The following is a 21,852-nucleotide window of genomic DNA, read 5'->3' as shown; positions in this document are numbered from 1 at the left end:
ATGGCTTTTACTTCTTACATTCGGTAATCAATGAGAATCTAAGAAGTAAAAGTTACGTTGTTACTTTAGTTTCCAATTCTTTTTTAAGTACTGAATACACCAGGATTTTGCTTCACCCATAGTGTTCCGGCGCCATGCCAAAATAATATTCATCGGCTGTTCTTCAGTGCCTTCGATTCGTTTCAATACACCACTATCAATAAGAGGTTGTGCAATTTGGCTTGGTAATGTACCAATACCTAAACCTGCAGTGAGCGCTTCTACTTTTGCCGTAAAGTTGGTGACGGTCAAGCGAGGCTGTTTTTGAATAATATTAATTGAGAGCGCGGGTTGCTCACGTGCGGTATCTGCAATAGCAATGATCCGATACTTTTCTCGCGCTGCTTCATCAAACTTACCACTACGCTTGTGAACATAGTGATCAGCGGAAGCTACCCAATACATACTCATTTTACCAATTTTTTCTGACTTAACTTCTTGAGGAAGCGTATCCAGTGATGGGCAAATCAGTAAATCAGCTCTCCCCGTATTCAACGACTCCCAGCTACCAGCCAGAATCTCCTCTTGCAGCCTGACTCGAGTTGAGCTGACCTCGGCCAGCGCATCAACCATCGGGAAAAAGTTGGATATAGGAATAATGCCATCGAAGGCAATGGTAATATCCAGTTCCCAGCCATTCGCCAATAACGTTGCATCGTTCACTAACTTTTCACTGGCTTGTAAAATGGCTCTTCCTCTTTCAAGAATAAGCTTACCTGCTTCAGTAAAATGGGCTTTGTGACCAGAGCGATCGAAGATAATAATGTCTAAGTCTTGCTCGAGTTTCTGGATTTGATAGCTCAGCGATGACGGGGCTCTGTCTAACTCATTCGCAGCAGCAGCAAAACTCCCTCTTCGATCAATAGCATCTAGAATATGGAGTGCTTCTAACGTAATTGGACTCTGCACACGGCCTCTCTTAATGTGACATTCATCACATTCGTTGTATTTGGATGAACTTATCAAGAACTAACGACAAATAATATAACATATTGATAACTAAAGACTAGGAATGCTCATAGCCTAAGAATAAGATTCAATACAAATCAATAAATGACAATGGTAATGATAGTAATTACCATTTAGATCCATTAATATCCGCGTGTTGTTACCTATTATGGATCTAAGGTATTGAAGCCAATGTATAAAAAATCAATTTTGTCAGCCTCCATTTTAGTTGCCCTTTCCCATACTGCTTATGCGGAAGAAGCTTCTAAGTTTGAAGAAGTCGTTGTGTCGGCCACCCGTACCAACCAAACCATAAACACTGTTGCTGCTTCTGTTGCTGTTGTATCAGAGAAAGACATCGAAGAAAACATGGTAAAGGACTTGAATGATCTATTCGAGTATACGCCAGGTGTTACTGTTAATGGCACTCAACGCCAAGGCGTCCAAAGTATTAACATTCGCGGGATGGAAGGTAAACGAGTTAAAATCTTAGTAGACGGTGCATCTCAACCAGGTGTATTCAGCGGTGGACCATATTCGTTTATCAATTCTAGTGCCGTTACTGTCGACCCCGATATGCTAAAGAGTGTCGAAATTGTTAAAGGAGCAGCTTCTAGCCTACATGGTAGTGATGCAATTGGCGGTGTTGTCGCATTCGAAACAAAAGATCCGAAGGATTTCCTCAAAGATGGTAAAGACTTTGGTGGTCAAGCTAAACTCTCTTATTCATCGGAAGATAACTCTTTTAGTGAGCATGTAGCTTTAGCAAAGCGTTTCGGTAATACAGAAGCACTTATAGCCTTTACACGCCGTGATGGTGCAGAGCTACAAAATTTCTCTAAGGCGCCTTACGATAACTATTCTGTGGACAACCAAGATTATTACAAAAACGATCTATTGGTAAAACTTCAATCTCAATTGAATGACGCTCATCGCTTGGAGTTCTTGGGAGAAGTTATTTACAACGAGACTGACTCAGAGATCGCACATAAAAGTTACAAAAACTTCAACGCTGAAGACACAACCAAGCAAAATCGCATTGGGCTCAAGCACATTTGGTTTGCAGATGCAGCTATCTCGGATACGATCACGTCCAAGCTTACATGGATTGGTAAAGAAGAAAACGGCGTCTCTAATCGCTTTATCGAAGCTAGCCCTGGTTACCCACCTTACGTACCGCCTAGTGGTGACAACCAACAGAAAAAAGATTACGAATATACTGAAGACAAATTTGAATTCGAAACTCAGTTAGATAAAGAGATTCAAAATCACTATATTGTTTACGGAATATCGTACAAACATAGTGACATCAGTAATACCAATCGCGAGTTTAATTCCGATCCTGGCACGCCAGATACTGTTTACGTTTACACACCGGATGCAAAAGAAGAAAGCTTTGGTTTATTCTTGCAAGATGAAATTTCGCTTCTTAATGACAAGCTAATTCTGACTCCAGGTGTGCGTTACGATTACTTCTCTACTAATCCTTCAAATACTTCTGAAGAGTCATTCGAGAAGTTTAGCGACTCTGCATTAACTGGTCGTTTAGGAGCAACTTACTCTGTATCGCAACCTGGCACGATCTTCGCGCAAGTGAGCCAAGGGTTCCGAGCGCCATCGTTCGACGAGCTTTACTACACCTACGATAATCCGGCTCATGGCTATACCAACCGCCCTAACCCAAATTTGGGATCTGAAAAGAGTTTGTCTTATGAACTTGGTTACCGTCATAACACTGCAGCGTCTGCAACTGAAGTAGCGTTCTACTACAGTGATTACAGTGACTTTATTGAGCAAACGTCATCAAACAATGGTGGTTTAACTGAATTCACAAATATCAATATTAGTGAAGCAAACATTAAAGGGGTTGAGCTCTCTAACCGTCTTGATTGGCATGCCATTGCTGGTCTTCCATCAGGCGTGACAACTCGCTTTGTTGCAGCATACACAGAAGGTGAAGATGGTGATGGTAATCCTTTGAACAGTGTAAACCCATGGAATGCCGTAGCTGCTGTAAATTACGATTCACCAAATGCACTTTGGGGGACAAGCCTAAAAGTAAACTACACGGCTAAGAAATCGAACAGTGATATCAACTCAGATGGTGATAAAGGCGGAATCAAAGACCAAGTTGCTTTGCCGTCTGCGACAGTCGTTGACTTAACGGCGTACTACAAACCAATGAAAGATATAACCATTCGTGCTGGTGTTATGAATCTAACGAATGAAGAATACCATCTTTGGAACGATGTTCGCGGTAAGACTGAGTTAAGTCGAGACAAAACGCAAGCTGAGCGTAATTATAACATTAGTGTTAAATACGAGTTCTAAACCTTAAAAACACAAAAGCCAGCGTAATGCTGGCTTTTTTTATGGCTTTCATTTCAAAAATGTAAAGAAAAGTATGAAAAATGAAAGTTTACTGTTTTGCCATCTCTTTTTTCACCATTACTGCTGCTGCAATGATGAAAGTGATGATCAGACCGAGTTCCATGAACTACCCCAATAGCTATGAGAAAATTTATAACCCAAATTAAGAGTCGGGCATAGTTTAACAGCTCTATATATACTTGCTACCTTTTAACCAGTAATTTACGATTTTTTCCGATTTGGATCAAAAAAGACGCAATCACGCGCCTTTTTGTTACTATTATGTAAATTAAAGATTAGGCATCTGGATAACCTTGAGGGTTAGTAGACTGCCAGCGCCATGTATCGCCAGTCATTTCTTCTAGAGTGCGAGTTGCTTTCCAACCTAACTCATTCATCGCTTTTGATGGATCCGCCCAACACTCTGCAATATCACCTGGACGACGCTCAACAAGTTGGTATGGGACATCTTTACCACTTGCGGCTTCAAATGCTTTCACCATGTCCAGTACACTGTAGCCGTTACCAGTACCGAGGTTATAGATATGAAGGCCAGCTTTGCTACCTACTTTTTCTAATGCAGCAACGTGACCATCGGATAAGTCCATTACATGAATATAATCACGTACGCCTGTGCCATCTTTGGTCGGATAATCACTACCAAACACAGAAAGGAACTCTCTGCGCCCTACCGCAACTTGAGAAACAAACGGCATTAAGTTGTTGGGAATACCTTGAGGATCTTCACCTAGCTCGCCTGTTGGATGTGAACCTACCGGGTTAAAGTAACGAAGAAGTGTAATGCTCCAGTCAGGGTTCGCATTTTGGAAGTCGGTTAAACACTCTTCTACCATTAATTTGCTGCGCCCATATGGGTTAGTTGCGCTAGTTGGAAAGTCCTCTGTGATGGGTACAGAAGCAGGATCACCGTATACCGTCGCTGATGAACTAAATACCAACGATTTAACTCCGGCTTCACGCATTGCATCAACCAATACTAAAGTGCCATTAACGTTGTTGTCGTAATACTCTAAAGGTTTTGCTACAGACTCACCGACGGCCTTTAAACCTGCAAAATGGATAACAGCTTCAATATTGTGCGACTTTAGTGCTTCTACCATCGCCAATTTATCTCTGATATCGGCTTTAATGAAGGTTGGCTTTACACCACATACCTTTTCAATTCGATCTAATACCGTAGATTTACTGTTGTACAGGTTGTCTAGAATCACTGGCGTCATGCCAGCTTCGATCATTTGAATACACGTATGACTACCGATATAGCCCATACCACCCGTAACGAGTACTTTCATTTTATTATTCCTTCTGACGCGAATTGAGTTAGTTTAAAGCTTTGACGTTACGATTTAAACTGTCTCTTGTAATTCGCATCCCATTAATATTGCTTGGCCTTTCCCGGCTTTCTTTGCTTGATACATTGCCGTATCCGCACTTTTTAAAACTCGAGTAGCATCGCGCTCATTTACGCCGACTAATTTTACGCCGATACTAACGCCAACTTTGAGTAAGTGACCTTTGTACTCAATTGGAGCACATATGCTCTCGAGCAACTGTTCTGCTATTCGGGTGACCACTTTTTGATTGGCGGGATTAACCAACATGACAAATTCATCACCAGAAAGTCTTGCGATTAAATCACTATGTCTCGTCGCAGATGTTAGACGCTCGGAAACTTTTTTCAAAACTTCATCACCTGCATCATGACCGTAGGTATCGTTAACTTCTTTAAATCCATCCAGATCGAGGTACAAAACTGCAAATTCGTCACGCAAGTATCCAGAGCGTTGTACTAGTTGTTCCAACTCTAAATGGAACTTAGATCGATTGGCTAACCCCGTTAAAGCATCGTGATGAGCTAAATGCTCCAATCGTTCCATCTCTTTTGCGCCGGAAAGGTCGGTAAGAACAATAACCAGATCATAGAAACCATAGTCTTCACACTTAACGATACGATTGACTCGAGCAAACATCGGTACAAACTGACCAATATGGTTCTTCTCGATAACTTCACCTTGCCAAACGCCATAATTTTCTATCGACTCGATGATACTAGGCATCATTTCCTGTAACTTGCGCCACTTTAGCGTTTGGATGAATGATTTCCCAATAAGCTGATCCACCTCTAAGCCGACTAACTTAGTGACGGCAGGGTTTGCCATCGTAATGACACCGCGATGATTAAGAACAATGAGACCATCTTGGCTGCTTTCAAAAACACGCCCCGCAACACGTTGCCGGTTTATGGCTTCTTCAATTTCGGTGATATCTTGAATCGAAAACAGTAAGTATTCATGTGTCGAGAGGCGACGACTGGTTAGGCTCAACTGCTGTTCGTTATCTGCATTTTTGAGGTGAATATCATCGCACTCTAGGCCTCGACTCAGGATCTGACTCAGCTCATTCGGTGTTTTGGTTTTAATTAGATCACGAATATTGGCATATTTAAGTTCATCTAATTTTTTTTGAAATATTTGCTGGGTCGCCGTATTACAATGAATAACACGTCCGGAATTGTCGGTAATAACTAATGCATGCTGAACAGATTCGATAACCTCTTCTGAAAATGCGCGCTTTTGTTCTAGTGTGTCTAGCGAATGTTGCCGCTGCTTCTCACGTACTGTTAACCTATTCATCATTTGATTGAAAGAGCGCGCGAGGTCTCCAATTTCATCCTTGGCGTAATAGCGAGCTTGATTTTCCGTGTTTCGTCCGTGTGTCACATTCTCTATTACGCGGTTGAGTTCCATCACGGGCCTGAGAACAAGCCTCTCGATACTTATGTAAAAAACAGTGCCACCAGCGATCAGAAACAGAAGAAGTAAAGCGCCATCTTGAAGTAAAGATTGTATGGCTTCTACAATTGGGCGATGAGAAAGCGTAACTCTCATGCTACCAATGACATAGCCATCATGGATAATCGGCTCTAGAACATAAAGAAATTTGGTTGATAAGGCATAGCCTAGAGCGTGCAACCTACTTCTTTCGGTTTGACTTGGAACGGGTGCCAGTGCCCCACTTATCTCCATAACAGCGAATGGTTGGTCATCTTGGTCATAAAGTTTGACCCGAGTTACATTTGGCTGGTTTAAAAAGTTGGCGAGAATAGTTTGAGCTTTTTGCTTGTCCTTTGTCGTCAGCGCATCTTTAATTGAGAAAGAAACGTTGTTAATCAACTTTCTTGTCTGCTCGACCAGTTCATGCTTAGACGATTGGTATACAGTATACGAGGTGTAACCTTTTGAGATAACAAAGATAGCCGTTAAAAAGACCAGAAGAGGCCAAATAAACTTCGCTCGTAATGACATATATATTCCTGTCGCAGACAACCACAAAAATGACAGAAGAACCATTATGCAATCTATCACCCATGAAGGGCGACAAGATTAACACGATGCTAATGCAAAATAACCTTAAATTCTCAAAAATTGGATGGAAAAGAAACGAAATACCTTAAAATTCGGATCAACTCAAATAACGGCAACATCTTTATGGACTAACGTGATCTTTTTCGCCAGCTATCTGCTCAAAAAGCTTCGTTTTCATGATAGAAGAATGAAGTGAGTCACTGAACCTAGATGCATTTTCCTGCATCGTAAACCCATTGCTTGTGTAGAAATAAAACGTATGACATTGAATAAACAGCAACTTACATTGAACTGTGATATGGGCGAGAGCTTTGGCTCTTGGAGTATGGGCGCAGATGAAGACGTGATGCCCCATGTTGATATGGCGAACATCGCGTGTGGTTTTCATGCCTCCGACCCTAATGTCATGCACGACACCATCACCCTAGCGAATGACAACGATGTTGATATTGGCGCACACCCAGGTTACGCCGACCTACAAGGCTTTGGCAGACGAAGCATAAGCATGACGGGTGATGAAATTACGAACATGGTTATATATCAGGTTGGTGCTTTACAAGCATTATGCCGGGCGCAATACACAGACATCAGTTACATAAAGCCTCATGGCGCTCTATACAACGACATGATGAAAAGTGATGCGATATTTAGAGCGGTAGTTAAGGCGGCAGCACTGTTCAAAGTACCGTTAATGATCCTAGCTTCACAGGAAAACGAAAAATACTTAGAAATCGCAGACGATTATGATGTTCCCTTGCTATTTGAAGCATTTGCAGATCGTTTGTACCAAGATGACGGCTTACTGACTCCTAGAACACAGCCCAATGCCGTGTTAAAAAGCGAGCACGCGATACTTGAGCAAGTCCGGACCTTAGCTGACTCTGGGCGTGTCAAAACCGCTTCAGGCGGTTACATATTATTGGAAGCCGACACAATTTGTGTTCATGGTGACAATGAAGAGTCGATCGCGCTGATCCAAAAGATCCGCCAAAGCCTATACGCTGGAGGAAATTAATGCATAAAGAGAAATTTAATATCTCTTTGATCTCCGAGTGCAGTATTTTCATTAAGTTTGATGAGAGTATTTCTGAAAATGCAGTAGGAGAGCTTGCTCGCAGCATAAGAGAAACTTTCGCTTCAATTGTTATGAACGTTGTCCCCTCCTATCAAACTATTCTCATTGATTACTTACCTTTTCGAATCAACGAAAAGAACTTAGCCAATGAGCTGCAACAAATCGTGAGCCAGTTTGATACTCAATCACTTAAGCTTTCCCAGCCAAATCACATTACTATCCCTGTATATTACTCTGAAGAAACCGCGTTAGATCTATCTCGTTTTAAAATGCGAGGTCTGTCATTAGACGATCTTATTACCCTGCATACGAAAACCGAGTACGCGGTTTCTGCAATTGGCTTTGCTCCAGGCTTTGCATTTCTCTCGGACGTTGATACTCAATTGCACATGGCAAGGCTTGCCACACCAAGAACTCAAGTGCCGGCCGGAAGTGTAGGAATCGCAGACTCTAAAACGGCCGTCTATCCATCAGATAGTCCTGGCGGATGGAACATTATTGGTAAAAGCCCGCTTGCGCTCTTCTCCGACTCTCCTCCTTTTATACCGTTTGAAGTGGGTGACAAGGTCACCTTTAATGCTATTTCAAAACAAGAGTTTATCGATTTAGGAGGCGTACTATGAGTTACGGTGGATTACTGGTGGAAAAGCCAGGACCGCTCTCTTTAGTTCAAGACTTTGGTCGTTTTGGCTTAGCGCATGTCGGTGTGACTCAAGGTGGCCCGGTCGACGACTATGCTTACAGTTGGGCCAACCATTTGCTTGGTAACGTAGTCAATTGCGTTGCGATTGAAATTACTCTGGGTAACGCTTGTTTTATTGCATTGCATAACTGCCACCTTGCTATATGTGGCGGTGATTTAAATGCAAAAATAGATGGTGAACCTATTTCAAATTGGTCTGACTTTACGTTGAAAAAAGGACAGAAGCTTCAGTTCGGAGTCGCAAGGAATGGACTTCGCTCCTACCTAGCGGTTAAAGGTGGATTCAATGTTGCTCAGCACTTAGGAAGCGCATCGACCGTCTTGCGAGAATCTCTAGGTGGTTATGATTCAAATGGTGGCGCTTTGAAAGCTGGTGATATTCTTCCCTTTGTCCCTCATAACTTACCGAAACGTAAACCAAGGCAAATGACGTTTCGCTTTAAGCCAGATTACAACTTACCCATTAAGCTGAGAGTGATTGAAGGCTATCAGAACGAGGACTTTGATGAAGACGCTCGCCAAGCATTTTATAACAAAGCATTCATCATCTCCCCCAATTCGAATCGCATGGGCTACCGTCTTGAGGGCAATAACATTCGTCCACCTTACGAAGGCGTACTATCAGAGGGAATTGCGTTAGGTTCAATTCAAATACCTAGCGATGGTAACCCTATTGTGCTGCTCAACGATCACCAGACTATTGGCGGGTATCCTAAATTTGGCTGCGTAGCTCGTATTGACTTACCTAGACTGGCACAGGCGAAACCCGGACAAAAAGTCAATTTTGTGAAAGGAGATAGAATAGGCTTGCAAGAAGTATGGTGCCAATGGGCTCAGTTTTTTGGGTATTAATACAACCACTGAGCCCAAACACAGCCGATTATGCAGGCATACCATAACGCACTGCTAAAGCTTGTGGATAGCCTCGCTCTTGAGTGAGTTTAATCGCGTACTGCTCGACCTCTTGTTCAGACCACTTTACAGCGACCGGATGCTGTGTTTCCACATTTTGGTTAGGATCGATGTCAAACCAGAATTGAAGCATTTTTTGCGCTGCGAGTAGTGTCGATGACGCTTTTACCACCTCTATTCTCGCGTAGTGGTTATCTTCAAAAGTCACATCTGCCGCTCTGAGTACTGGATCTGTGCCGGGAATTTGCTGAGCGCCAAACAATGCTTTTCCTCCTTTTACAGCAGAGTGATAGTCGGGAATAAACTGCGCCATGTGTTTGATGGCGTTGTTCGTTCGCTCTTCTAACACTTCTTCTCTCCAGCCGTTACGGATCTTCGAGAGTAAAGGCATAGGCAGTTCAGGTTGAGCAGATGAGTTCGTGCTCTCCACTAAACCATCTTCAAACAGCGTGATTCCTTTTGTCATACCATGAAGTTGAAAGTAACCATCGCCATAAGGCGTCAATTGAGCCATTCCTTTATCGGTTCCACGCGGGCCATGAAAAATAACTTCTGGCCATTGTTGTTGACAGTCTGCCCACCTCGTAACGTAAGCGGCTTTAAACTCCACCAACCTGTCTCGCTTGGCACCAACTGTGTTGTCAATTGAGCCTGTTTCAAAGCCACACGCGTTAACCAAGTAGTCGCATGTCATAAGGTAATCGATACCTTCACGTTCATAGCCAAGTTGCCAGTGTTCCCCCATCCAATCGGCTTGCTTGAACGTTGCTTGTGTGAAGACTGAAGCATTAGGAAGCGTATCTAGTGTTAAGTTGGCAATTGCAGCGAGGCGAAAAACACTCCAACCATATTCTTGAACTGCGACAACAGGATACTTTAGCGCTTCAAGATCAGCATGTTGAGCAAAAGGAATGCACCACTCATCGAAGTTTGTAGGATGACTTGGTTGAGTACGTTGCGCGAGAGCTTCTAGCTCCGCTTTTGAATACAGTTTGTAGTATTCGCTTGGCTCGCCGAGCACTTTATTATTCTCATCTTTATCAACGAGCGTCTGATAAGCACTTTTCACAACCTCTAATCGCGGAATTAGTGTGGATGGGTCTCCACCATCGGAATGAGGAACCGCGATGATTGTCGGACGAATATTCAGTGAAAGCGGATACAGGCGAACAGTATCAATAGATTGTGCTAACAAGTCTAAGCATTGTTGCTCGGAAATCTCTCGATATAAATTACCACCAGCATGCAAATGACAAATGGGTGGACCATTTACTAGTGATACGCCCTTCTCTATTACGGAAACTTTAAAACCCAGCTCCGCAAAATGAATTGCTGCTGTTGCACCTGCTACACCGCCACCAACAACAGCGATATGCTTATCTTTATAACTTGGAAACTCAGACTTCATTGCTTCACTAAAAATTTTATAAGGAAAATTCTTTACTAACGGTGGATTCTACTCGTGTTTGGACTTGATTAAAATCACAAAAAGTTCATGGGTTTGCGAAATATCCAACAGCGCCTGTAAAGTGCATTAAAGTAGAAAAAATTTGCGAAAAAGTACTTGACGACATGGTTAAGAAGACACTTTTTTGTGTCTATGTGAATAAGAATTTCACTGTAAGACCCATGGCGCAAAGCCTGCAGAAACACCCCACTTTTTACACCATTTAGTTATCCCAAAAGTTATCCACTGTTTTTGTGGATAACTAAAATAAAAGTGTCATGGAGTGTTCCAAATTTGATAACACTCGCTGCGATTAAGTGTTTACTGGCGTTAACAATCTTTTCAACAAACTCATCACTACAAGTGCCAACGTAACAAATGTTGCAAGCGGTAAAGCTATCCACAATTCGGGGTGAATTTGTGCATTGAGATCGAATCCATATGTCATGACTGCGGCCACACAAACTTCCGCAGCGAATACCGCAACACCACTAGCAATCAACGCCATAATTCCGTACTCGGCCCACAGGGTTGTGTTGATCCGTTTCTTACTTGAACCTAATGTGCGATACAAACGAATCTCTTGTTGGCGTTGGGACAAGCTTAACCTCAGTAGCGTAAAGATGAGCAGCAGACCAGCAACAACGCCTAAAAGAGCAAGGATGGTGATTGCTGATACGATTTGCTGAATCAAAGCCTGAATTTTCTCGCCCATAGTTCGGATATCTAAAACAGAGACCGTTGGGTGAGCACGTGACATTGACGTCAACAACGCTTCATTTCCTTCTTCAATCCTATAACTGATGAGGTAAGAACCAGGTAAATTAGCCATCACGTCAGATGAGAAAATAAAATAAAAGTTAGGCTTCATGTCACGCCATTCGACATAACGGATGGTATCTACTACTGCATCGTAATTCTGACTGTTTATTACAAAGCGCAGCGTATCACCGAGTTTGATGCCTAAGTCATTTGCTACATCCGCTTCTACAGATACACTCCCTTTGTTTGTCCATTCACCCGAAAGCACATCATTATATTCTGGTAGGGTATCTCCCCATGTCAGGTTTAGCTCTCGACGTATCGCGTCAGAACCTTCTCCTTCGTAATCAATCTCTTTGACGTTTTGACCGTTAATCTCTGTTAGTCGTCCACGAATTATTGGATAAGCTTGTGACCGCGTAACTCCATTTTTATCTAGGGTTTCTAGGTAGTTATCGAGCTCATAATCACCAATGTTCAAAGCGAACACATTTGGCGCGTCTGCAGGTAAGGTTCTCTCCCAATCCGCGAGAATATCGCTGCGCACAAGCCAAATGATAGACAGCAACATCAAAGATAATGCCAAAGCACCAAACTGTAGGCCGCTGGTTACTGGCGTCCGGTTGATACGACTCAACGCAAGCTTCATTGCAGGATGGGTTGACACACGTGCAAACAGCTTTGTGAGTATGACGCTAACTGCTGCGAGTACCACAAACAGTACCGCTATACCAGTGAGCACGATCCAAACTAAGGTGTTATCTGCATACAGTAAAAGCAATGGAACAACGGGAACTAGAACAAGTAACATTCGCTTCCAAGAACGTTGCGCTTTACCCTGCTGTAGCACTTCTAACGCGGGAGTTTTAATCAAGCCTAACAATGGTATACCGAGAGCAGGCACCGTAATCAAGACTGCTGAGATAAATGCCACCAAAAATGGTGTGACACCGTAACCAGGGAGTGGATCGGGTAATAAGTCTTTGAGTGGAATGCGTAATAAATATTCCAGCCCGCTCCCTAACAATAGACCGACGACACTGGCACTAATGAGAAGGATTGTGACTTGAATAAATAACCACTTTTCAATCCATCGGCGACTCGCACCAAGACTTTTCAACATCGCGATAGTTTGTGTCCGGCTGTTCACGTAATTTTGACAAGTAAGAACCAATGTTGTCGCTGCCATAATGATGACAATCGCTACGGTCAACGACAGATACTGCGTCGTGCGTTCAAAAACCTCATTACTACGACTGGCAGTATCTTGCGTGCGCCAGCGATCGCTCGGAGAAAGCTGCGTATCATCTTGTAAGCTCTTTAGTGTTTTATCATCGGCTTGTAAAAACAGACGGTATTGAACTCGGCTCCCAACTTGAATTGCTCCTGTTTTATCTACGTCACTTTGATGAATGTATGCAGAAGGCATTTGCTGAAATGGATTAAAGCTCAAGCCAGGTTCCATCAATACTGCGCCTGATACAGTAAACTCGGCATCGCCTATCGTGACGCTGTCACCTGAGTTTACGTTTAGTTGAGTCATAATCCGCTCATCAAGCCAGAGTTGGTTCTCTTTAACGCGACCGGCCGGATTATTTTCAAGAACGAGCTCTCCCATTAAAGGGTAATTATCATCCACCGCCCTTACAGAAATAAGCTGCATACCATTATCGCTAAATGCCATAGTGGCAAATCGCGTCATCATCGAACGTTCAAGGTTTTCAGTCGAGGTTAACAACGTGTCCGGAATGGGATTAGCAGACACAAACACCGCATCTGCCGTTAATGCATCCTTCCCCTGCTTGACGATCACCTGCTCCATTCGTTCTGCTAATGCAGAAAGCGCAAAGATACTCGCAATCACGAGAATAAGAGCAACGCTAATAGGCCAAAGATTCCCCTGCCTTATTTCGCCGAAACTCCAACGTATCAAACTTTTATTCGACGAGTGCTGTGTTGTACTATTTTGCTCTGTGGATGTTGCTTCACTTGATGATACTGCAGACATTATATCTCCTCCTTAAGCTCACCCGCCTCCATACGATAGATACGGTCACATCGGCTTGCTAGATGACCATCGTGTGTTACTAAAATCAGAGTTGTCCCGTGCTGTTCATTAAGATCGAATAGCAGCTCAATCACTTTGTCTGCGGTTTGATGGTCAAGATTGCCGGTAGGCTCGTCTGCGAACAACAGCTCAGGCTGTGTCATAAATGCACGCGCTAGCGCAACTCGCTGTTGTTCACCACCAGATAACTGGCTTGGTAAATGGTCGACACGTTTTTCCAATCCAACAGCAGCTAACAATTCCGCTGCTCTTGCTTCATCTTCGGCTTCACCACGTAAAAGACAAGGAAGCGTGACATTACGTAATGCACTCAAACTCGGGATTAACAGGAAACTTTGGAAAACGAAACCTAAAGAGTCAGCCCGAATTTTCGCACGTGCTTCATCGTCCAGTTTTGATAATTCATGACCTAATAAAGTAATTTCGCCTGATGTCGGCGTATCAAGACCAGCTAGCAACGTCATCAATGTTGACTTACCTGCACCGGAAGTTCCGACGATGGCGATTTTTTCTCCTTTTCGGATGTCAACATTTACGTCTTTGAGGATTGTTAATTGTTCTTGATTAGTAGAGACTTGTTTAGAAACCAAATTGGCTTGAACAATAGGTGCATTAAGTACAGGTGTTTGCATGATTCGTATACTTTCCTTAGTTCTATTTTTTTGTTTTTCCGCTACTTCACATGCGAGCGAAAAGCTACTTGTCTTGGGTGATAGCTTGAGTGCAGGCTATCAGATGCCGATCGAAGAGAGTTGGCCTAGCTTACTCCCTGATGCGTTGTCAGAACATGGTCAAGATGTAACAGTTATTAATGCCAGCATTTCTGGCGATACAACCGGCAATGGCTTAGCACGGTTACCTCAGTTGCTAACTCAGCATAGCCCTGACATGGTACTTATTGAGTTAGGTGCCAACGATGGCCTAAGAGGCTTCCCTCCTAAACTTATTACGTCGAATCTTTCAAAAATGATTACCATGATAAAAGATTCTGGTGCGGACGTTGTCATGATGCAAATTCGGGTTCCACCTAATTATGGTAAGCGCTATAGCGATATGTTTTACGATATCTACCCTAAGCTTGCACAGCATCAACAAGTTGCCTTGATGCCATTCTTCTTAGAGCATGTTGTCACCAAACCAGAATGGATGATGGATGATGGCCTTCACCCAAAACCAGATGCACAACCTTGGATCGCTGATTTCGTTGCTCAAGAATTAATTAAACATCTCTAATTTTAATGGTCTAGCTCAATAAGTTTTACGTAACTTTACGTTAATCTATTTTCAATTCCACTCATCGAGGATAGATAACAACATGCGAATAGAACCGTTAATTCAAGGTGTTGTTGCTCGCTCTGCGCACCCCAAAGGGTGTCATGCATCTATTAAAGAGCAAATTGAATACGTAAAGCACGCCCCACAGATCAAAAAAGGCCCAAAACGGGTTTTGATTATTGGTGCCTCCTCTGGTTTCGGCCTAGCGGCACGAATAGCCCTAACGTTCGGTGGCGCTAACGCCGATACCATTGGCGTCTCATTTGAGCGTGGCCCTTCAGAGAAAGGGGTTGGGAGTGCGGGTTGGTATAACAACGTCTTTTTTAAGCAAGAAGCAAATCAAGCCGGGCGTACCGCAATAAATATTGTTGGCGATGCATTCTCTGGTTCGGTGCGCAATCAAGTGATTGAAGCCATTGAAACGTACTTTGAGGGTGAAGTTGACTTAGTCATCTATAGCTTGGCAACCGGTGTTCGACCTAAACCTGAATCTGATGAGTTTTGGCGCAGTGTCATTAAACCTATTGGTGAACCTGTCACTGGCGCTTCTATCATGCTGGAGAACGATAAGTGGATAGAAACCACCTTAACGCCTGCAACAGAAGAGGAAGCCAATGCCACCATTAAAGTAATGGGCGGCGAAGACTGGGAAAGCTGGATTGACACACTCATCAATAACGACTCTATCGCAAACGGCTGCAAAACCATCGCCTTTTCTTACATGGGCCCTGACATCACGCACCCAATTTATCTCGATGGTACGTTAGGTCGAGCGAAAATCGATTTACACCAAACCAGTCATTCATTAAACCTCAAACTCGCCAACTTTGACGGCGGTGCTTACACAACCGTGTGTAAGGCGTTGGTGACGAAAGCCAGTGTATTCATCCCTGCGCTAAGTCCCTACCTGTTAGCGCTTTATCGAGTGATGAAGGAAAAAGGTACTCACGAACGCTGTATTGAACAAATGCAGCGACTGTTTACTACGAAGTTATACGATCAAGAGAAAGTGCCAGTTGACGGCGAACGCTTGATTCGAATAGATGACTTGGAACTTGAACCGCAAGTTCAACAAGAAGTCCACGCTCTTTTAGAACAGATGAATGCTGAAAACTTTAAAGAGATTGGTGATTACCAAGGTTTTAAAGATGAGTTTATGAAGCTCAATGGCTTTAACTTTGAGGATGTCGACTATTCGCAAGACATTTCTATTGAATCGTTAATGTCGCTTAAGCCTTGATGCTTGTTATCTGTTTCAAGGATGAGATATGTGACAACTATTCCTAGTCCTGAACACTTTTCAGGACTTTTTTTTGTTTCGAGCCCTAGCCACCCTATACTTAATTAAAAAGCGAGAACAAAATAGAGCAGTCTGCATTTTTAATTCACAGGAAGTGAAACCACGTAAAGGATGACCTATATGGGGAGATTGCAAACATTAGACTACGAAATCCCTGAGTCTATGCGAAGAAGTTGGCAGGAAATCGTCAACTTACTGGCTCAAATAACACACGTACCCACCACATTAATTATGCGTATCCATCCGGATCGCATAGAAGTAAATACATCTAGCGAAACTCTAGGTAATCCTTATCGTACTGGCGATGCAGAGCTGCTTGGTAACGGTTTGTATTGCGAGCAAGTTATAGAACAGAAAGGCGAGCTTGTAATCCCCAATGCGCTTGAAGATGAAGAATGGCAAAATAACCCAGACATCAAACTAGGCATGATTTCTTATTGCGGCTTACCGCTATTCTGGCCAAATGGGGAAACATTTGGAACAATCTGTATGCTTGACTCTGAGAGAAACGAGTACAACGATAGTTACCGTCAGTTGCTTGAAACTTTCAAAGATTCAATCGAAGCACAGCTTTCAGTTGTGTACCAACAACATAAACTTCAGCGACTTAACACCGAGCTAAAGAGTCGAATTGAAAATCGTACCACGGATTTAGCCCAGTTAAGTTACTCCTTAACACAAGAAATTGATCGCCGTAAAGCCGCGGAAAAACAAGTGAGCTACCAAAAAACACATGATCAGGGAACTGGGTTTCTAAATCGCTCTGCACTTGAGAACATTGTCCAATACACCTTACAGTCCCTTGATAGTGATCAGCAATCGCTTGTGGTCATCAACATTGGTTTTAGTAACGCTCGCAGTATTCAGACCAGGCACGGGTTCGAGGTCTTTGACAACATTTTAAAAGAATTTCACTCCAGATTAACCAGACACGGTGCTAGCGGATTTATCACTGGTAGACCAAGTTCGAATGACATGGTTTTATTGATTTGGGGAGAGGATATTGAAGCTCGGTTAAATCAACTATTAGATGATATCACTAAAATTAGCGTAGATGGATTTGTCTTCAACAAAACAGAAATACATTTGCACACGTATATCGGTATAGTTCAAGCTTACAAAGATTGCAGCAATGCTAAGCGTATCCTTCAACATGCATGTTACGCGATGCTTCTATGTAAAGAATCCGGCGAACCTTTTAGTTATTTTAGAGAAAATCATTCGGCGGATCTCAATAGTCACAATGAACTGGAAAGTTACCTTTTACAAGCAGTGCGTAACGACGATTTAGTGTTGTACTTTCAACCTCAAGTAGACTCCAAAACACGTAAATGGATTGGCGCAGAAGCCTTGCTTCGCTGGAGACATCCAATACTTGGCGACGTTTCCAACGAAGCATTGATACATATGGCCGAACAAAACGGGCTTATCTTTGAAGTTGGCTCTTTTGTTCTGCGTACCGCGATAGACAAAGCGAAACAATGGTCTGAGTTAATCGATAACTTCAAAATTGCCGTCAACGTTTCTCCCATTCAATTACAAAACGTAAATTTTGCAGAACAAGTGCAACACCTACTCGACACTTTCCATTTGCCAGCACACTTTCTCGAACTCGAAGTAACCGAGAGCGCTCTAATTGCTGATGAAATAGTAGCACGCACAACGTTAAATAAGTTGCATAAACTAGGTGTGACATTGTCACTTGATGACTTTGGTACAGGATATGCTTCGTTCAGCTATTTAAAGAAATATCCGTTTGATGCCATCAAAATTGATAAAAGCTTCGTCCAGCAAATGGAAAAGTCAGATGATGATCGCGAGATCATTTGTTCAATCATACACATTGCAAAAAAACTGGAACTCCAAGTAGTGATCGAGGGCATTGAATCCCACCAACAAGAGCAGTTTCTTATTGGTGAGGGTTGTGATATCGGACAAGGTTTTCTTTATGGTAAACCTATGCCTTGTAATGAATTTGAGCAAAGTTTGTTTAATCAGCGCCTTTCTGGCGGGCAATACGCCTACTCTTCCTAAGCATTCTCTTTACTATGAGGGCGGTGGTTTCTATAATCGCCGCCCGCTTCTATTAAAAGGCCAATATCTTCATGGATCAGTTGACTGCCACGCTTAAGAAAATTGAAAAGCAGAACTACCGAGCTTATCAGCAAATCAAAGGTCAATACGACTTCACTGATTTCACTTTGTTTGTCGATCATGTACAGGGTGACCCTTATGCATCGGCGTCACGTTTTCGTGCGACTCGCGCATGGTCTTTGACTGGTCTTGAGTGGCTAAGAGACGAGTCTCCTGCATTTCAAAGAGGTGCACGTGATTTTATTGCGCGTAGTTTTGAACAGTTTGCTAAACAAGAAAACTCAGTATCAATTTCACTGACAGGCCAAACTGTACTGGATAGCACCGCGGTGTTGTTTACTGAAGAAGGTATTGAACTGCGTTTTCGAGTTAACTTACCGGCTGAAGGTCGTTCAGTATTGGGGAAAAAAGCCAACAACATACTGACTTTCCACCTGCCTAAGTTTATCCGTCGAGCAACTTTAGAGCGTGAACTCGACAAAGCCGCTTTAATTAAGCACTGCCAAGTTGTTGAAGACCAAGATGCCCTGCGAGAACAGTTAGAGGCCAATAACTTAGTCGCGTTTGTCGCAAACGGCAGTATTCTTCCTCGAATTGCAGGTAATTGCGACCTTCCAATGAAAGAAGCCGTTGAGTTTAAAGCCCCTGAATCTCTACAAGCCACTTTACATGCGCCAAACAAGGGCCATGTCACAGGATTAGGAATTCCAAAAGGTATCACACTGATCGTAGGTGGCGGCTTCCACGGTAAATCTACCTTATTAAATGCAATAGAGCGTTCAATTTACGATCATATTCCAGGAGATGGCCGCGAATACATTGTTGCCGATAACAAGGCTATGAAGATTCGTGCCGAAGATGGCCGATGCGTACACCACTTGAACCTGTCGAACTACATCAACCATTTACCGATGGGTAAAGATACGGCGGACTTTTCTACTCAAGACGCATCAGGCTCAACGTCGCAAGCCGCTTGGCTTCAAGAGTCTATTGAAGCGGGTGCAAGCACATTATTGATTGATGAAGATACTTCTGCTACCAACTTCATGATTAGAGATGAGCGTATGCAGGCATTGGTGGCAAAAGGTGATGAGCCAATTACTCCTCTCGTCGACCGCATTGGTCAATTACGAGATGATCTTGATATCTCTACCATTATCGTTATGGGTGGGTCGGGCGACTACTTAGACGTTGCCGATACCGTCATTCAAATGCACGACTACCAAGCCGTTGATGTGACTGAAAAAGCGAAAGAAGTTATCGCTCAGCACCCTACTCAACGCCATAACGAGTCAGAAGAACGTTTACAGACCTTCCCACCTCGAGCACTGAACCGCGTTGCGTTGATGAATATTCTGACTGACGGCAAGTTCCGTGTGAATGCGAAAGGCAAAGAGTCACTTCGATTTGGTAAAGAGTTTACTGATCTTAGCGCTTTGGAACAGATAGAGTCAGCCGATGAAGTCAACACAATTGGCTGGTTATGGTTCCAAATTGCTCAACTTCCAGGTTGGTGTAATCATCCGGCGAAGGAGATTGAAGAAATGCTGTCTGGTGAGTGGCATGCCGCTCTTCCTAAACAAGGCGACTTAGCCAAACCACGCACACTAGACGTTATGGCTGCCCTCAACCGCATGCGAAAATCTCAGTTTAAGTCATCATGCTAGTTTTGATACGCTGACAGAGACAGTTCAATCAAAAGGCAGCTATAGTTAGCTGCCTTCCTTTATCTTTATTCTTAGCGAATCATTCGTTTCTCAGTACATTCCACGCTTCACAAAGAACTCTAAATCTTTCTGCATCGCCATTTTCTCGATCAGGATGCCAACGAAGCGCGAGTTTTCGCCATTGTTTTCTAATTTCCGCAGGCGTAGCGTCAGTGTTAAGTTCAAATAGTGACAGTGCCTTTGTCTTATCTACGCTGGCTACTGACGAACCACCGATGAACTTTTGATAAGTTGTCCAAAATTCATTCAACAGTCGACGCACTTCATCTTCGTCCGCTTCGTAATTGCGCCAATCTAAGTAATACTCACGCAAAGGATCATGAATATCGATCTTATGCCTCAAAGCTTCCATCGAAGACATGAGCTGAATATCCATGGCTTCGACTTGAAGCCAGCTATCCGGATACAGAGTGTCTTGCAGTTGATATAATGCATTCATGATCAGGAAGTTTCTTTTGAATAAATCCTTATCGGGAGAGTCGTCCAGCTTTGAAATATAACCTTGTTCACCCAACGAGCTTGCCAAGGTGTGCACTTTCCAATTAGAGGGCTGTTTTCTCAGAATTTCTAACATTGGCCAAAGCAGCGGATTTTCTATTGCATGAGGCTCAATACTATTGACAGTACGTTGTCCTTCCATTCATCCTCTCTGACACGAGTTTAGGGCCCCATTCACGGCACAAAAAACATAGTTTCCACTTTGTAGCATAAATGCAAAAAGGCCGATAGTCATTCACCATCGGCCTTTGTAAGGAAATCACGTAAAGGTTAAATAACCCCTAGCTCACGTAAACGTTCCATAAGGTAGCTATGTGCAGTGTAGCGCTCAGATAACACCACTTCCGGCTTTGGATGCAGGAACAACGGTAATGAGATACGTGACTTTTCTTGACGGCCACCCGTAGGGTTGATTACACGGTGAGTCGTTGAAGGGAAATAACCACCTGACGCTTCTTGAAGCATATCACCAATGTTGATGATTAAGTTCCCGAAGTCACATGGTACATCGATCCAATCACCCTCTTTACTCTTTACTTGCAGTCCAGGTTCATTAGCAGCAGGCAAAACCGTTAACAGGTTAATGTCTTCATGCGCAGCAGCACGAATAGCGCCTGGCTCTTCTTCGCCTGTCATCGGTGGGTAGTGAAGCACGCGTAGTAATGTTTTGTCACTGTTATTGATCATTTCTGACAACGCGATAGAGAACTTCTCTTGAACGTCCTTAGGTGCGTACGCTTCAACCCAACCTAATAGCTCTTGAGCAAATGCATTGGCACGCTCGTAGTACTCTAAGATTTCAGCTTTAAGCTGCTCTGGGATCTGCCCCCAAGGGTAAACATGAAAGTACTCTTTGATGTCTTTCACTTTGTGCCCTTTCGCCACTTCAGACACAGAAGGTGGGAAGTAGCCATCTTGGGTGTCTACGTTAAAGTGAAAATCATTCTTTTGATCTGAACAGAAAAACTCATGCCAGTTTTTGTAAATTGACTCTACAAGCTCTTGTGGAATCGGGTGGTTTTTCAACACACCAAACCCCGTTTCTCGTAGAGAGGTAACGAACTGTTGAGCAGCATCGTCAGCAAGATAATCGACAGTTTCCAGTTTCATGGCTTTACTTCTTTTTTATTAGACTGAATCATGGATTCTATGGATGGGCATGTTGTAAATCAAACTTTAATGAAAAGTGCACGCGCAAACGTTTTAATGTTGAGCAGTTTGCCAATAAATCAACATTTTCAGTGATCA

General features: G+C 43.1%; 16 protein-coding genes. 8 read left to right on the top strand and 8 right to left on the bottom strand.

The features are described from left to right. Window positions 1-60: 60 nt before the first annotated feature. Window positions 61-948 (bottom strand): LysR family transcriptional regulator, encoded by an 888-nt coding sequence (locus R7041_RS13250; RefSeq protein ID WP_033907071.1) that lies wholly within the window; start codon window positions 946-948, stop codon window positions 61-63. A gap of 231 nt (window positions 949-1,179) precedes the next feature. Between R7041_RS13250 and R7041_RS13245 the strand changes: the two genes are divergently transcribed. After that, window positions 1,180-3,318, top strand: a complete 2,139-nt coding sequence (locus tag R7041_RS13245) for a TonB-dependent hemoglobin/transferrin/lactoferrin family receptor (protein ID WP_053303617.1) — start codon at window positions 1,180-1,182, stop codon at window positions 3,316-3,318. 335 nt (window positions 3,319-3,653) lie between these two features. Here R7041_RS13245 and galE read toward each other — a convergent pair whose 3' ends face one another. Continuing rightward, window positions 3,654-4,670: a UDP-glucose 4-epimerase GalE gene (gene galE, locus R7041_RS13240; protein ID WP_005376309.1), complete on the bottom strand. Its 1,017-nt coding sequence runs from the start codon at window positions 4,668-4,670 to the stop codon at window positions 3,654-3,656. A 54-nt stretch (window positions 4,671-4,724) separates the two neighbouring features. Beyond that, entirely contained in the window at window positions 4,725-6,683 is a 1,959-nt protein-coding gene (locus tag R7041_RS13235) for a diguanylate cyclase domain-containing protein (protein ID WP_064369253.1), read from the bottom strand. Window positions 6,684-7,002: 319 nt separating this feature from the next. Here R7041_RS13235 and R7041_RS13230 point away from each other — a divergent pair, with 319 nt between their 5' ends. Genes R7041_RS13230 through R7041_RS13220 form a run of 3 tightly spaced genes read left to right on the top strand, consistent with a single transcriptional unit; the run spans window position 7,003 to window position 9,373 of the window. Then, window positions 7,003-7,758, top strand: a complete 756-nt coding sequence (locus tag R7041_RS13230; protein WP_005386314.1) for a 5-oxoprolinase subunit PxpA — start codon at window positions 7,003-7,005, stop codon at window positions 7,756-7,758. Beyond that, entirely contained in the window at window positions 7,758-8,441 is a 684-nt protein-coding gene (locus R7041_RS13225) for a 5-oxoprolinase subunit B family protein (protein WP_064369254.1), read from the top strand. The genes R7041_RS13230 and R7041_RS13225 overlap by 1 nt, the downstream gene beginning before the upstream one ends. Next, window positions 8,438-9,373, top strand: coding sequence for a biotin-dependent carboxyltransferase family protein (locus R7041_RS13220; RefSeq protein ID WP_053349879.1), 936 nt, complete (start codon window positions 8,438-8,440; stop codon window positions 9,371-9,373). Before R7041_RS13225 ends, R7041_RS13220 begins: the two co-directional genes overlap by 4 nt. Window positions 9,374-9,401: 28 nt before the next feature. Here the strand turns inward: R7041_RS13220 and R7041_RS13215 are convergent, their stop codons facing one another. The 3 genes from R7041_RS13215 to R7041_RS13205 all read right to left on the bottom strand — a co-directional run bounded on the left by R7041_RS13215 (window position 9,402) and on the right by R7041_RS13205 (window position 14,342). Next, window positions 9,402-10,841, bottom strand: a complete 1,440-nt coding sequence (locus R7041_RS13215; protein WP_206949005.1) for an FAD-dependent oxidoreductase — start codon at window positions 10,839-10,841, stop codon at window positions 9,402-9,404. A 352-nt stretch (window positions 10,842-11,193) separates the two neighbouring features. Next, the gene (locus R7041_RS13210) at window positions 11,194-13,650 is read right to left on the bottom strand and encodes an ABC transporter permease (RefSeq protein ID WP_053303614.1); all 2,457 of its coding nucleotides are present in this window, start codon (window positions 13,648-13,650) and stop codon (window positions 11,194-11,196) included. Then, the gene (locus R7041_RS13205; RefSeq protein ID WP_005376323.1) at window positions 13,650-14,342 is read right to left on the bottom strand and encodes an ABC transporter ATP-binding protein; all 693 of its coding nucleotides are present in this window, start codon (window positions 14,340-14,342) and stop codon (window positions 13,650-13,652) included. Before R7041_RS13205 ends, R7041_RS13210 begins: the two co-directional genes overlap by 1 nt. Here R7041_RS13205 and tesA point away from each other — a divergent pair. The 4 genes from tesA (at window position 14,341) to R7041_RS13185 (ending at window position 20,046) form a co-directional block, all read left to right on the top strand. After that, window positions 14,341-14,943 carry a multifunctional acyl-CoA thioesterase I/protease I/lysophospholipase L1 gene (tesA, locus tag R7041_RS13200; protein ID WP_054575991.1) on the top strand — a complete coding sequence of 201 codons (603 nt, stop codon included), beginning with the start codon at window positions 14,341-14,343 and terminating at the stop codon, window positions 14,941-14,943. The genes R7041_RS13205 and tesA overlap by 2 nt on opposite strands. 82 nt (window positions 14,944-15,025) lie before the next feature. After that, window positions 15,026-16,225, top strand: a complete 1,200-nt coding sequence (gene fabV, locus R7041_RS13195; RefSeq protein ID WP_206949004.1) for an enoyl-ACP reductase FabV — start codon at window positions 15,026-15,028, stop codon at window positions 16,223-16,225. Between the two features lie 180 nt (window positions 16,226-16,405). Beyond that, on the top strand, window positions 16,406-18,319 hold the full coding sequence (locus R7041_RS13190; protein ID WP_017634164.1) for a sensor domain-containing phosphodiesterase: 1,914 nt from the start codon (window positions 16,406-16,408) through the stop codon (window positions 18,317-18,319). A gap of 71 nt (window positions 18,320-18,390) precedes the next feature. Next, window positions 18,391-20,046 (top strand): ABC-ATPase domain-containing protein, encoded by a 1,656-nt coding sequence (locus tag R7041_RS13185; RefSeq protein ID WP_064369257.1) that lies wholly within the window; start codon window positions 18,391-18,393, stop codon window positions 20,044-20,046. Between the two features lie 79 nt (window positions 20,047-20,125). On the opposite strand, the gene R7041_RS13180 is transcribed toward R7041_RS13185, so the two are convergent. Together R7041_RS13180 and R7041_RS13175 are read right to left on the bottom strand one after the other, a co-directional pair. After that, entirely contained in the window at window positions 20,126-20,746 is a 621-nt protein-coding gene (locus tag R7041_RS13180) for a DNA-J related domain-containing protein (RefSeq protein ID WP_005376328.1), read from the bottom strand. Window positions 20,747-20,874: 128 nt separating this feature from the next. Next, window positions 20,875-21,714, bottom strand: a complete 840-nt coding sequence (locus R7041_RS13175) for an isopenicillin N synthase family dioxygenase (RefSeq protein ID WP_005376329.1) — start codon at window positions 21,712-21,714, stop codon at window positions 20,875-20,877. Window positions 21,715-21,852 lie beyond the last annotated feature (138 nt).

Origin of the sequence: Vibrio sp. 1751 (genome assembly GCF_033339895.1) — a bacterium.
GTDB classification, from domain to species: Bacteria; Pseudomonadota; Gammaproteobacteria; order Enterobacterales; family Vibrionaceae; genus Vibrio; species Vibrio alginolyticus.
This window is presented reverse-complemented; position numbering and strand designations above follow the sequence as displayed.

What these genes read in the sequence shown, in the direction of transcription:
- R7041_RS13230 (WP_005386314.1), top strand. Translation starts at nt 7,003, where the DNA reads ATGACATTGAATAAACAGCAACTTACATTGAACTGTGATATGGGCGAG.
- R7041_RS13205 (WP_005376323.1), bottom strand. Translation starts at nt 14,342, where the DNA reads ATGCAAACACCTGTACTTAATGCACCTATTGTTCAAGCCAATTTGGTT.
- galE (WP_005376309.1), bottom strand. Translation starts at nt 4,670, where the DNA reads ATGAAAGTACTCGTTACGGGTGGTATGGGCTATATCGGTAGTCATACG.
- R7041_RS13225 (WP_064369254.1), top strand. Translation starts at nt 7,758, where the DNA reads ATGCATAAAGAGAAATTTAATATCTCTTTGATCTCCGAGTGCAGTATT.
- R7041_RS13190 (WP_017634164.1), top strand. Translation starts at nt 16,406, where the DNA reads ATGGGGAGATTGCAAACATTAGACTACGAAATCCCTGAGTCTATGCGA.
- R7041_RS13175 (WP_005376329.1), bottom strand. Translation starts at nt 21,714, where the DNA reads ATGAAACTGGAAACTGTCGATTATCTTGCTGACGATGCTGCTCAACAG.
- fabV (WP_206949004.1), top strand. Translation starts at nt 15,026, where the DNA reads ATGCGAATAGAACCGTTAATTCAAGGTGTTGTTGCTCGCTCTGCGCAC.
- tesA (WP_054575991.1), top strand. Translation starts at nt 14,341, where the DNA reads ATGATTCGTATACTTTCCTTAGTTCTATTTTTTTGTTTTTCCGCTACT.
- R7041_RS13220 (WP_053349879.1), top strand. Translation starts at nt 8,438, where the DNA reads ATGAGTTACGGTGGATTACTGGTGGAAAAGCCAGGACCGCTCTCTTTA.
- R7041_RS13215 (WP_206949005.1), bottom strand. Translation starts at nt 10,841, where the DNA reads ATGAAGTCTGAGTTTCCAAGTTATAAAGATAAGCATATCGCTGTTGTT.
- R7041_RS13210 (WP_053303614.1), bottom strand. Translation starts at nt 13,650, where the DNA reads ATGTCTGCAGTATCATCAAGTGAAGCAACATCCACAGAGCAAAATAGT.
- R7041_RS13185 (WP_064369257.1), top strand. Translation starts at nt 18,391, where the DNA reads ATGGATCAGTTGACTGCCACGCTTAAGAAAATTGAAAAGCAGAACTAC.
- R7041_RS13245 (WP_053303617.1), top strand. Translation starts at nt 1,180, where the DNA reads ATGTATAAAAAATCAATTTTGTCAGCCTCCATTTTAGTTGCCCTTTCC.
- R7041_RS13235 (WP_064369253.1), bottom strand. Translation starts at nt 6,683, where the DNA reads ATGTCATTACGAGCGAAGTTTATTTGGCCTCTTCTGGTCTTTTTAACG.
- R7041_RS13180 (WP_005376328.1), bottom strand. Translation starts at nt 20,746, where the DNA reads ATGGAAGGACAACGTACTGTCAATAGTATTGAGCCTCATGCAATAGAA.